A 12,402-nucleotide genomic window follows, 5' to 3' on the forward strand; every position below is an offset into this window, starting at 1 on the left:
CTTTAGCTCCTTCGCTAGAAGTGACGTGCCACAGTTCTGTCGCCCGCCGGAACAGGGGTCATATCCTGGTCGGAAATCGGGACCCACGTCTGGAGCGGGGGGCCAACAGCGGGTGTGAGACGGCCTTCATGACCCGCCGCCGTTGCCTCGTCCGCCGGGGTCATGCCGAAGGCCCGCCGGACAGCGCGCTCGGCATCCGCGAGCCGGTCGGCGTGCGTGACAGCCCCCACGGAGGTCTCGGAGATGTCGACGAGATCGAGCTCCACGTCGGCGTCGGACAGAGCCTTGAGGAAGGTGCAGAAGATTTCCGGGGACGACCGCATGCCCAGTCCAGTAATGGACACCCGGCCCACCCGGTCGTCGTGCTGCAAACCTTCAAATCCAATGCTTCCCTTTTCGGCATCCAGCACAGCAAGGGCGTTACCTGCATGGGCAGCAGGCACGATCAGGGCAACGTCGGAACGCCTCGGGCCGGGGCCGGCCGTATTTTGGACAATTGCCTGGACATGCGCCCCGGACCGGGAGAGGACATGCAAGATGCGCGCCATGCTCTCCGGCTGGTCCGGAATTCCCAGCACAGTGATTTTCGACGCCGAGTTGACCCCGGCAACTGCGGTCACCTCGGGTTGTTCCCTGGCGGGCTGGAGCAGTGGATGACGGTCAAGGCCAGGCAGGATCAACGTCCCGGACTCCGGCACGAAGGAGGACCTCACATGGATCGGAATACCGAACCGGCGGGCGTATTCGACACACCGCAGGTGCAGTACCTTGCAGCCGGAGGCGGCGAACTCAAGCATTTCCTCGCTCGAGAGGATCTCGATCTTCCGCGCCGTCGGGACAACCCGGGGGTCCGCGGTGTAGACGCCGTCGACGTCCGTGTATATCTCGCAAATATCGGCTTCGAGCGCAGCGGCCAGGGCGACCGCGGTGAGATCCGAGCCGCCACGGCCGAGCGTGGTCACCCTGTTCCGTTTCTGCGTCCTGCCCTGGAATCCTGCGACGATGGGGACCTCGCCACGGGCCAGACTACTGCGGACGCGGTCCGGCCTGACATCAGTGATGTGTGCCTTGCCGTGGATGTTGTCGGTAATGAGGCCGGCCGCACTGCCGGTAAATGTGCGGGGCAGCTGGCCGAGATCCGCCAGGGCAATCGCCAAAAGGGCCGAGGACACAAGCTCGCCGATGCTCAGCAGGGCGTCAAGGTCCACAGGCAGGGGCCGGGCGGAAACTTCCGCGGCAAGATCGCAGAGTTCATCGGTGGTGTCCCCCATGGCGGACACCACCGCAACGACCCGATAGCCGTTGGTCCGTGTTTTGGCGATCCGCTCGGCTGCCCGGAGAATACCCGCGGCATCCGCCAGGGACGAACCGCCAAACTTTTGAACAATGACACTACCCGGGGGAATCGCCCGGTCGGTTTCCGCTAGATCACTGTCGTTGAAAGCTGTTGCCTTGCGGGTACCCATTTTGCTCCCCGAAATCTACTTCGATTCTTGCAAGGGGCACTGGCCCCTTCGAGCCGTTTCGCCCTGATCGGATGCTCAAATGGTTGATCCCAAGGCCACCGGCTCCCCGGTCACAGTCACTGCGGCTGCAGCGAGAATATCGAGTCCCTTCTGAAGATCCTCGGGGCTGATAGTCAGCGCGGGCATCGTCTTGACCACTTCACCTTCGGGTCCGGACGTTTCCACGAGCAGACCCCGGGCAAAGGATTCGGCCGCAATCTTCTCCGCAGTCTCGGGGTTGGGGTAGTAAACACCCGCGAGCAGTCCCCGGCCACGGACCGTGGCGCCTTCGACGCCCGCTGCGATCTGGGTAAGCCCCTCGTGGAGCTGGGAAATGAGCCCCGCGACGCTTGACTGGAAGCTGCCGTCCCGCCAGTAGTGCTCCAGGGCGGCGGCGCCGGTGACGAATGCCGGGTTGTGCCCCCGGAACGTTCCGTTGTGCTCGCCAGGCTTCCAAATATCCAGTCCGGGTTTGAACAGCGTCAGCGCCAAAGGCAGCCCAAAGCCCGAGATGGACTTCGACAGGCAGACGATATCCGGAGTGATCCCCGCCTCCTCGAAGCTGAAGAAGGTCCCGGTCCGTCCGCAGCCGGCCTGGACATCATCCACGATGAGCAGGATGTCGTGTTGCCGGCACAGCTCGGCAAGGCCTCGCAGCCAGGACACCCGGGCGGCCCTGAGCCCACCCTCGCCCTGGACGGTTTCCACGATCACCGCTGCGGGCTTATCGATGCCCGATCCCCTGTCCTCCAGGGCTTGCCGGAGCCACAGAAAGTCCGGCATCTGACCATTGAAGAACCCGTCATAGGGCATGCTCGATGTGTTCGTCAGCGGGACGCCGGCTCCCTGCCGTTTCATTGAATTTCCCGTGACCGACAACGATCCCAGGGTCATCCCGTGAAACGCGTTGGTGAAGCTCAGGACATGCTGCCTGCCGGTAACCTTCCGGGCAAGCTTCAGGGCTGCCTCCACTGAGTTTGTTCCCGTCGGTCCGGGGAACATGACTTTGTAGTCCAAATTCCTGGGCTCAAGGATCAACTCCCGGAAGGTTTCCAGGAAGCGCCGCTTGGCCGGTGTTTTCATGTCGAGTGAATGAACGATTGCGCCGGAGAGAAGATAGTCCACCAGCGGCTGCAGCAGCACCGGGTTGTTGTGCCCGTAGTTCAGTGCTCCGGCACCGGAAAAGAAGTCCAAATATTCTCTGCCGTCTTCACTGTAGAGGCTGCTGCCGGACGCACGTTCAAACACGGTGTCCCAACTGCGGCAGTAGCTGCGGACCTCAGACTCCAAGCTTTCGAAGATATCCATCTGTCGATGTCCCCCGTACTTCCGACTAGCGACGTTGCCCGAGCGCAAACACAACCCGGGTTTTCCGGATGACGGGCGCGGGAAGGGGACAGCGCAGCGCCTGCGGCGCACTGACCGTTGCTTTCACGGGGCCCGTATTTACTCCCGCAGAGAGGTGCTCTAGGCGGGAACTGGGCAGACCCTAGACGCCTGCCCAAATGCTTTTCCGTTTCTTATCGTAATCTCAGGAAACTCACAGCACCTGAGTAGCGGGTACCTGTCTTTTCCCCTCAAACGGCTGATTAACTACCCGATTCGGCGGGGTTTCTCACCTCTTGCGGCCCCGGGCTACTCGGAAAAATGCCGGCCGCCGGGCATCCGGCGGACATGGGCGCCGGCGCCATGGACATTCGACTTCCTCTGCCAACGGGGACGGCGAACGCGGCGAGGGATGGGACACCGTTTTGAGAGTCGTTTGAAAGGCGAAGCTGGTGTTTAGCCGGTCTTGGCCATCGCGTAGGCCACGGTGCCGTAGGCCAGGGCGCCGGACATTTCGGTGAGCAGTTGCGGGTTGGTGTTGGCGATGGTGTCGCAGGCCTCGTGGTAGCAGGGATCCAGGTCCTTGCCGGCCACCCCGCCATAGGCCTGCGCCTGGGCCTGGGTCTTCTTCTCGACATCGCCGGTGAACAGCCCGCCGCCGGGAATGCCGGCCGAGAGGAAGGCGTCGTAGTCCGAGCCGCCGTCAAAGGGCGTGGTCTCTGCCGGCAGCGCGTTCTCCTGGAAGTACCGGAACAGGATGTCCTCGATCGCCTTGGACCCGGCCGGGCCGCCGTCGCCGAAATCCGATCCGTCCCCGTCATGCACGGACCGCACACCGTTGGGCGAGGCCGCCATGTCCACGTTCAGGTTCGCCGCGGTCTGGCCGATCTCGGCCGCACTGAGTTCGTCGACGTAGTGCTGGGACCCGTACAGCCCGTCCTCCTCGCCGCCCCAGAACGCGAACCGGACCCGGTTGGCCGGGGTGATCCCGGCCTCCTTCATCCACCGCGCGGTCTCCAGGACGGCCGCGACCCCGCTGGCGTTGTCGTTGATGCCCGGGCCCTCCTGCACGGAGTCCAGATGCGCACCCACCACCACGGTGTGCCCGGCATCGCCACCCGTGTCGGCGAGGATGTTGAAGGACTCCACCGTCTTGCCGCGCCGGCCGTCCTCTTTGAACGTGAAGCTCTGCCGCACCGGCGAGTACCCGGCCGCGCGCAGCTGTTCCTCGACGTATCGGGCCGACTCCTCATACCCCGAGGTGCCCGAGGCCCGGTTCCCGCCGTTGGCATCGGCAACCCGCTGCAGCGCCTGCAGGTGCCCCACCACGTCCCGGGACTCGAACGCCGCCAGCACCGCGCGCGCGTCCACCGTGCTCGCCGGGGCCAGCACGGTGGGTGCCGAACATCCCGAAACCAAAAGGCTGATTGCCACCAGGACAGCCGCGGCCGCCGCGCGCCCCCGCTCGTACCTCCGCGTACCCGTCACGCTAAGAACATACTGCCTCAGTCGCCGGGGAGGAAGGCCACCCCTAGTGCGAGCCGGCCCTAAGCGGTGCGGCGGCCACGGCCGCCGGGTCGGAGAAGGCCAGACGGGGCACCACCACCAGCGCGGCAGCGGCGGCAAGCCCGGTGAGTCCGCAGATGGTCCATACCGTGAGGTAGCCGGCGAGCGGCGCCGCGGTCTGACCGGCGTCCCCCGCGCCGGCCCCGGCCTCGGCCAGGACGTGGCTGACCAGGGCGATGCCGAACACCGCGGACGCGAAGGCTCCGCCGATGGTCTTGGTGGTGTTGGTCAAACCCGTGGCCATCGCGGTCCGGTTGAGGAGCGCGGCCGCGGCGGCCGCCGAAGGCAGAGCCGCCACGAGGGCCCCGGAGCCGACACCGGCGATCGCCATGTTGGCCAGCGCTTGGGCGAGACTGCCGTGGAACGGCAGGAACAGCAGGTAGCCCAGGCCCACGAGCGTGGCGGCGCCCACGAGGGTCCAGCGCGGGGTGAGCCGGCGGGTCACCACCGGGTACAGCAGCGCGCCCACCAGCAGCGCCAGCACGTAGACCCCGATGATGATGGAGACCTGCCCGGCGCGCAGCCCGAGGCCGTAGCCGTGCAGCGCGGGATCCGTCCGGGCGAAGGTGGACAGCGGGGCCTGCGCGCCGAGCACCGAGACGCCAAAGAGCCCGGCGGTCAGCTGGACGGGCCACATGGACTTACCCCGCAGCATTCGGATGTCGACGAGCGGATCGGCCGCGCGCAGCTCGAACCGCGCAAACGGAACGAACACCAGAATTCCGGCTCCCACCAGCGCCCACGGCCACCACGCGCCGGCCCCGTTGAGGCGCATGAAGGTCAGCCCGGACGTGATAAGCAGCAGCCCGAGGGCGAGGAGCGTGAAGCCGCGGGTGTCCACGCGTCCGCCGCTGCGCTCCCGCGACTCCGGCACGCCAAACCTGACGGCGAACCAGCATGCGGAGACGGCCACCGCGGGGACCAGGAGCACCAGCTGCAGCTGGCCCGCGAACACTTCCACGAGCGCACCGGCGGCGAGCGCCCCGACGAGGACACCGGCTTCCAGCGCCCCGACGAGGACGCCGGCCGCGCGCCGCGTGCGGGCGGCGCCGTCGGGCAGCTGATGGACGCGGCTGAAGATCAGGGCAATTTCCAGGGGCAGCCAGACCACGTAGAAACCCTGGAACGACCACGCGGCCAGGAAGGTCCAGAAGTCCGGGGCAAGCGCGACGCCCCAGGATGCCGTGGCGGTGACCAGCGTGGAAACCAGCAGGATCCTCTTGTGCCCGTACATGTCCCCCAGCTTGGCCAGCACCGGCACGGCGAGGGCGCTGACCATGAGTTGCGCGGCCTCGAACCAGTTGACGTCGGCGTCGTGGATCCCCAGGTGCCGGGCGATATCGGTGAGGATGGGCGTGTAATAGCCCTGCAGGATTCCACTGGTGAGCTCCACCAGACACAGAAAAGCTACAACACGGCGCATGGCGGCCTTCCGGGAGGGCGGGCACCTCGCGGCCAGCCGATTGATTGCATCCTAGGCCCGCGCCGTCGCCGAAGGCGGGAACGCGGCCGGCAACGCGGCCGGGAAGACGGGGCGGGAAACCCGGCCGGAACGGCGCGGGAATATTCGTCCACGCCGGGCGTTATACCGGTCGATAGATGCAAACGCATCTAAATCGGCTATAGTAGAAGCAGATCCCGGATCCACCCCGGCCACGGAAAGGCACACCATGCAGATCGGCGTATTCAGCGTCAGCGACATCACTACCGACCCCACCACGGGCCGCACCCCGACTGAGCACGAGCGCATCAAGGCGTCCGTGGCGATCGCCAAGAAGGTCGAAGAGATCGGCATGGATGTCTATGCCATCGGCGAGCACCATAACCGGCCGTTCTTCTCGTCCTCCCCCACCACCACGCTGGCGTACATCGCGGCCCAGACCGAGCGCATCATCCTGTCCACGGCCACGACCCTGATCACCACGAACGACCCCGTGAAGATCGCAGAGGACTTCGCGATGCTCCAGCACCTCGCGGACGGACGCGTGGACCTGGTCCTGGGCCGCGGCAACACCGCCCCCGTCTACCCCTGGTTCGGCAAGAACATCCAGGACGGGATCGAACTCGCGATCGAGAACTACTCCCTGCTGCGCCGCCTCTGGGACGAGGACACCGTCAACTGGTCCGGCAAGCACCGCACCCCGTTGCAGAACTTCACCTCCACCCCCCGCCCGCTCGACGGCGTCGCCCCCTTCGTGTGGCACGGCTCGATCCGCACGCCGCAGATCGCCGAAGTGGCGGCGTACTACGGTGACGGCTTCTTCGCCAACAACATCTTCTGGCCCAAGGAGCACTACCAGCAGCTGATCGGCCTCTACCGCGAACGCTATGAGCACTACGGCCACGGCAAGGCGGACCAGGCGATTGTGGGCCTCGGCGGCCAGTTCTTCATGCGGAAGAACTCCCAGGACGCCGTCAAGGAGTTCCGCCCCTACTTCGACAACGCCCCGGTCTACGGCCACGGCCCCTCGCTGGAGGACTTCACGTCCCAGACCCCGTTGACCGTCGGCAGCCCGCAGGAAGTGATCGAAAAGACCCTGACGTTCAGGGAGTACTTCGGCGACTACCAGCGCCAGCTCTTCCTGATCGACCACGCCGGCCTGCCGCTGAAGACCGTCCTGGAACAGCTGGACCTGTTCGGCGAGGAAGTGCTGCCGGTGCTGCGCAAGGAATATGCCGCGCTCAAGCCGGCACACGTTCCCGAACCGCCGACGCACGCCGGCCGGGTGGCGGCCGCACTGGCAGCGGGCACCGCCGACGCCGCCGCGGCAGAGACCACCGTTCAGGGCTCATGATGCCCGCCAAGACTACCGAATCGCCGGTACGCCTGGCCGCGGAAACCTGGGAGTCCCTGTTCCGGGCCCAGGTGGCGGTGATGCGCAAACTGCAGGCGGCGCCGGCATTCAAAGCCCTGGCGCTCAATGAGTACGACGTCCTGTTTACGCTCTCCCGCTGCCCCTCCGGGTGGCTGCGCCTGAACGAACTCAACGACAACGTGCTGCTGAGCCAGTCCAGCCTGAGCCGGCTGGTGGAGCGGCTCGGGAAGCGCGGGCTCGTTGAACGGACTCCAGCCCCGGAGGACGGCCGCGGGATCCTCATCCGGCTCACCGATGCCGGACGGGACCTGCAGAAGCAGATCGGCCGGGAACACGTGCGCGACATCGCCGCGCTCGTGGGCCCGGCCCTCTCCGCCGCCGAACAGCAGGAGCTGCTGCGGCTGACCGAGAAGCTCCGCGCCGCTGTCTCCGTGCGCTAAGACCGTGCGCTAAGACCGTGCGCTGCCTAGTGGATCGCGACGAGCTGCGCCGGGTCTTCCTGCGGCAGGTCATCGACGACGGCGGTGACGCTGAGTTCCTTCAGGGACAGGCTGCCGCCCACGGTGGACAGGAAGGCGGTGTCCGAGGAATCGCGTCCTGCCGTGATCCGCAGCATGCTGTCCCGCGGCGCCAGCCCCGTGGGGTCGATGACGTGCCAGGCGCCATTGATGTGCGCCTCGGCCACGGCGTGGAAGTCCATCGGGGTCAGTCCCGGGGCGTAGACGGCGGCCAGCCGGGCCGGGACGTTCTTGGAACGCAGCAGGGCAATGGCGAGGTGGGCAAAGTCCCGGCAGACGCCGCGGCGGTGCAGCAGTGTTTCGACCGCGCCGTCGGTCCCCCGCGAGGATCCGCTGACGTAGCGCAGCTCGTTGAAAACCCAGTCCCGGACGGCGTGGAGTAGCTCCTCGCCCTGGAGCCCGCCGAATTCGGCATAGGCGGTGGGCAACAGCCGGTCTGATTCCGCGTAGCGGCTGGGCCTGACATAGCGGATCAGTTCCATGAGCCCGGGTTCCTCGGGCAGCGCGAAGCCGGTGACGGTGGCCGAATACTCAACCAGGACTTCGGTGGGTTCGGCGAATTCCATGTAGTGGAAGCGGCCGCCGTGATGGTCCGAGAGCTCGGTCAGCGGCACGTCCCCGCCTCCCGCGGTCACCCTGAGCGATTCTTCAATCGAGTCGTAGCCGGCGTTCCGGGCCACCGCCACGGCGAGAGCCACCTTGGTTTCGGCAACGGTCTTGAAGGCCATGCGGGCGGCTACGGCGCGTTCCATGTATCTCTGTCTCCGGGATGTGGGATTGAGGTGGGTGCAGGGGAAGCCGCCGTCAACGGCCCGGGGATGTGCGGGGCGGGCGGGACTAGTTTTTGATCTTCAGAGACATTAGCATCCGCTGGAGGTTCGCGAATTCGGACCCCTCATTGACGTACTTGGCCGCCTGGTCGAGAGTGTCGAAGGCCTTGGCGGGGGCAACCTTCTGGTCCGGCGCCAACGCTTTGAGCACTGTCAGGTCCCCGAACGAATAGTCCCCCTTGCCGGCCGGGCCACGGACCACGTTCTGCAACGCGCAGCTCCTGCCGCCGGCGCCGCCCACCACGTTGGTGATGCCGTAGGAGCCGAAGTACTTGTAGCCCTGGATCACCCGGAACACCACGTGCGGGTCAATGGTTCCCCCGCCGCCGGCGTGCGGCAGGTCAACCGGCACGCTGCTGACCACGACGTAGTTGCGTGCAGCGTCGTCCGGGCAGGCCGCGGCCGGCTGCGGGGGCAGGCCGGTCTGCAAGGTGGCCAGGTAAGCGCCGCCGGCGTCCTTGACGGTGATCTTCAGCGCCCCGGGCAGCGCACCGGCGTCGGGAGCTACGGACTGGACAATCCAGTCCTGCGGCACCTCAAAACTGACGGACTTTGCCGGGTCGGTAAAGACCTTCCAGGCCGCTGCGCTCGAGCCCGCGCTGGGGGAAGCGCTGGCCGAGGCGGCGGCACCAGTGGTGGCAGACGGCGTCGCACTCTCACTCGCACCGGGACCCGCACTGTCCGCCGCGCTGCTGCCCGCGGTCCAGACCGGCGTCCCCTTGCCGTCGCTGCTGCAGCCCGAAAGGGCTGCCGCCGCGACCGCGAGCACCGCGCCGGTGCGCAGCACAGCGCACCGGATTCCTGCAGTGCCTGCTGAAGAAGCGGTGCCTGCTGAAGAAGGGGCCGTCCCTGTCATGGTGCCAGCGTAGCCGGGACGCCGCATGACTCAGAGCTCCCGCATCAGTGTTTCGTAGAACCGGACCCCCTGCTCCAGCGTCTCCAGCCCGATCTTTTCGTCAACGGCGTGGATAGAGCCGCGGGCCCGGACGTCCATGAAGAAGGGCGCGAAGCGGTACACGGCACCGCAGATCCCGGTGAAACGGCGCGAGTCGGTGCCGCCCATCATGATGTAGGGGGTGATGACCGCCTCGGGGAAGACCTGCCCGATGCAGTCCGCCAGCAGGTCCCACTGGGCCCCCGAGGACGGCGACACCGGAGACGGGTCGTTGCCCTCCACGACGCGCAGTTCGACTTTCGGGTCGCGGATGATTTTCCGCAGCAGTGCCATGGTGCCCTCGACCGTCTCCCCCACCGCCACCCTGATGTTGGCGTTGGCCTTCGCCGTGGCGGCGAGGACGTTGGCCCCGGAGCTGCCTTCGAGCGTGGTGATGGCGACGGTGGTTCGGGTCATGGCGTTGGTCTCGCTGCCGAGCCGGCCGAAGAGCCAGGTGATCGGCGCCCGGAGCAGTGCCACGTTCGCGAACACGGCCCGCAGCGGTGGCGGGGTGTGCGGGCCGAAGCGGCGCAGCATCTCGGCGGTCACCTCCGGCAGCGACTGCGGGAACGGGCTGCGCTCGATCCGGGTGATGGCGCGGGCCAGCCGCGCTGTCGCCCCCATCCGCGGCGGCGTGGAGGCGTGTCCGCCCGGGTCCCGGGTCAGCAGCTCCACGTCCAGGATTCCCTTTTCGGCCACGCCGACGACGGCGGCCGGCCGGCTCACCCCGGGGAAGGCGCCGCCCGCGACGGCACCGCCCTCGTCCAGCACGAGCCAGGGCACCACGCCGCGGCCGGCCAGTAGGTCCGCGGCGGCCGCCGCGCTGTTGCCGGCCGTCTCCTCGTTGTTGCCGAACGAGAAGTAGAGGTCGTGCGCGGGCGCATACCCCGCCAGCAGCAGGCTCTCGGCCGCTTCCAGGATGGCCACGAGCTGGCCCTTGTCATCGAGCGTCCCGCGGCCCCAGAGGAACGTGCCGTCGTTGTGGCCGGAGAACGGCGGGTGTGTCCACTCCCCCGGGTCGTCTGCCGGGACGACGTCGTAGTGCGCCATCAGCACCGACGCACGGTGCACGGCCGCTGGGTCCTCCGCTGGTGCGGCGCCGGGCCAGCGGTACAGGAGGGCGTGGCCGTTGACCCGCTCCAGTTCCAGGGCAGCATGGACCGCCGGATACAACCGGGGCAGCGCCGCGATGAAGGCCTCGAACTCGGCTGTTTCCACCTCGGCCCCGGCATGGGAGGCCCCGGCCCGGGAGGACCCCTCGGCCCGGATGGACACGGTCCGGTACGTCACGAGCTCCGCCAGCGACGCCGCCGCGCGCCCGGCGCCCGGCGGGTGCCCGGGGCCGCCCGGTGTTCCGCCGGGGCTCTTGAGGGTATTGCCGGCGGCCGCGTTCTGCAGGGGGTTGCGCATGCGCGAAAGTCTACGGCCGGAGGGTCCGCCGGAACGGGCCATTCGGCGCGCGGGTCCGGCCCCGGAATCCGGGGCACAATTTCGGCGCACAAATTTCGGCCCCGCGAAAGCGGATACGCTGGGGGCATGGCCGAACAGAGCATTGACGGAACGCACTTTGGGGATCTGGGCGACGTGGCAGGCATGTCGGCCCTCGATATCGCGGACTGGCGGCTGCGGACCTTTGCCCTCTACGCCACCACGCGAAAGATTGCCGCGGACAGCCCGGCCGAGGCGCATTCCTACTGGCGCCAGGAGCGGGACCGCATGTTCGGCACCCACCCGGCCTCCGCGCTGACGGCCGAGGCCAAAGCCACTTTCGGCGGCCTGAAGACGGCGGACTACGATCCGATCTACCGTTTCCACGTCCCGCTGACCCCCGAGGGCGCCGGGCGGGAGATGAACGTAGAGACCGGGACCGACGGCCTGGTCCGGTTTGTGCGGCTGGGCACCTTCGACCTGCCCGAGATGGGACAGCTCGCGGTCTGGAAGCTCAGGGGCTACGGCGGGGGCATCTTCGTGCCGTTCCGTGACGCCACCGCAGGCCAGCCCGGCGGCAGTTACGGCGCTGGACGCTACCTCCTGGACACCATCAAGGGAGCTTTCCACGGCGTGCGGGGCTCCGGGCCCCAGGCCGAATTCATCCTGGACTTCAATTTCGCCTACAACCCCTCGTGCGCCTACAACGAGGCTTGGGCATGTCCGCTGGCGGGCCCGGCAAACCGGCTGGCCGTGGACATCCCCGTGGGCGAGCTGTACTGAGCGGATGGAGTCCCAGCTCGAACAGCTTGACCCTGCCCCCGCCGTCGTCCTCGGGCCGAAGACCCGCCGGTACCGTGGAGTCCTCCGTTACCCCGTGGTCCGGCAGCTCATCCGGTTCACCGGCGTCGGCATTGTCTGCACCCTGACCTCCCTGGCCCTGTACGCCCTCTCCCGGCCCTGGCTTGGGGCCCAGCCGGCCAACGCGGCGGCCCTGATCCTGACGTCGTTCATGAATACCGCCCTCAACCGGCGCCTGACGTTCAAGATCACCGAACGCCGCCGGATGAAGCGCGACCACCTCAACGGCCTGATCGTGATCGTCGTCGCGCTGCTGATCACCGGCGGCAGCCTCGCCGTCCTGCACTGGGTCAACCCGGACGCCACCGTGGCCGAGGAGCTGTGGACCACCACCCTCTCCGGTTTCGCCGCCACCGCGGTGCGGTTCACGATGCTGCGGCACTGGATCTTCCGCCGCGCCCGCCACCGCTGACGTCGCCCGGGGCCCTCACCCCGGGTTGAGCTATCAGTTCAAGCCGCTATGGAGGCCTGTGCTGTCTCACCTCATCGTTGACACTTCATGTCTCAACTGATCGTGGACGGTTCATGTCTCAGGACTTCGTGGACGGTTGCCTGCCCGTGCCGTTGAGGCCGATGTAGACGGTTCCTTTGGGCGGGCGCGGGTGGCTGATGATTTCG

11 protein-coding genes are annotated in these 12,402 nt (G+C 67.4%); 4 read left to right on the forward strand and 7 right to left on the reverse strand.

The window, feature by feature from the left end:
- Positions 1–14: 14 nt before the first annotated feature.
- The 4 genes from AC1DGD_RS18795 to AC1DGD_RS18810 form a co-directional block, all read right to left on the reverse strand.
- The gene (locus AC1DGD_RS18795; protein WP_476857814.1) at positions 15–1,466 is read right to left on the reverse strand and encodes an aspartate kinase; all 1,452 of its coding nucleotides are present in this window, start codon (positions 1,464–1,466) and stop codon (positions 15–17) included.
- A gap of 75 nt (positions 1,467–1,541) precedes the next feature.
- Entirely contained in the window at positions 1,542–2,813 is a 1,272-nt protein-coding gene (gene ectB / locus AC1DGD_RS18800) for a diaminobutyrate--2-oxoglutarate transaminase (RefSeq protein WP_476857815.1), read from the reverse strand.
- A 474-nt stretch (positions 2,814–3,287) separates the two neighbouring features.
- Positions 3,288–4,319, reverse strand: a complete 1,032-nt coding sequence (locus AC1DGD_RS18805) for a M20/M25/M40 family metallo-hydrolase (RefSeq protein ID WP_476857816.1) — start codon at positions 4,317–4,319, stop codon at positions 3,288–3,290.
- Between the two features lie 43 nt (positions 4,320–4,362).
- Positions 4,363–5,790 (reverse strand): MFS transporter, encoded by a 1,428-nt coding sequence (locus AC1DGD_RS18810; protein WP_476857817.1) that lies wholly within the window; start codon positions 5,788–5,790, stop codon positions 4,363–4,365.
- A gap of 277 nt (positions 5,791–6,067) precedes the next feature.
- On the opposite strand from AC1DGD_RS18810, the gene AC1DGD_RS18815 reads away from it, so the two are divergent.
- Entirely contained in the window at positions 6,068–7,192 is a 1,125-nt protein-coding gene (locus AC1DGD_RS18815) for an LLM class flavin-dependent oxidoreductase (RefSeq protein ID WP_476857818.1), read from the forward strand.
- Positions 7,192–7,653 carry a MarR family winged helix-turn-helix transcriptional regulator gene (locus AC1DGD_RS18820; protein WP_223916163.1) on the forward strand — a complete coding sequence of 154 codons (462 nt, stop codon included), beginning with the start codon at positions 7,192–7,194 and terminating at the stop codon, positions 7,651–7,653. Before AC1DGD_RS18815 ends, AC1DGD_RS18820 begins: the two co-directional genes overlap by 1 nt.
- Positions 7,654–7,679: 26 nt before the next feature.
- Here the strand turns inward: AC1DGD_RS18820 and AC1DGD_RS18825 are convergent, their stop codons facing one another.
- The 3 genes from AC1DGD_RS18825 to AC1DGD_RS18835 form a co-directional block, all read right to left on the reverse strand.
- Positions 7,680–8,483 carry a transglutaminase-like domain-containing protein gene (locus AC1DGD_RS18825; protein ID WP_476857819.1) on the reverse strand — a complete coding sequence of 268 codons (804 nt, stop codon included), beginning with the start codon at positions 8,481–8,483 and terminating at the stop codon, positions 7,680–7,682.
- Positions 8,484–8,568: 85 nt separating this feature from the next.
- Positions 8,569–9,348 (reverse strand): hypothetical protein, encoded by a 780-nt coding sequence (locus AC1DGD_RS18830; protein ID WP_476857820.1) that lies wholly within the window; start codon positions 9,346–9,348, stop codon positions 8,569–8,571.
- Between the two features lie 99 nt (positions 9,349–9,447).
- Positions 9,448–10,905 (reverse strand): M20/M25/M40 family metallo-hydrolase, encoded by a 1,458-nt coding sequence (locus AC1DGD_RS18835; RefSeq protein ID WP_476857821.1) that lies wholly within the window; start codon positions 10,903–10,905, stop codon positions 9,448–9,450.
- Positions 10,906–11,031: 126 nt separating this feature from the next.
- Here AC1DGD_RS18835 and AC1DGD_RS18840 point away from each other — a divergent pair, with 126 nt between their 5' ends.
- Positions 11,032–11,706, forward strand: a complete 675-nt coding sequence (locus AC1DGD_RS18840) for a DUF1684 domain-containing protein (protein ID WP_028277528.1) — start codon at positions 11,032–11,034, stop codon at positions 11,704–11,706.
- A 4-nt stretch (positions 11,707–11,710) separates the two neighbouring features.
- Complete coding sequence (locus AC1DGD_RS18845; RefSeq protein ID WP_476857822.1) at positions 11,711–12,196, forward strand: GtrA family protein; 486 nt, start codon at positions 11,711–11,713, stop codon at positions 12,194–12,196.
- Positions 12,197–12,402: the final 206 nt, after the last annotated feature.

The organism is Arthrobacter sp. 05T45, assembly GCF_056395875.1.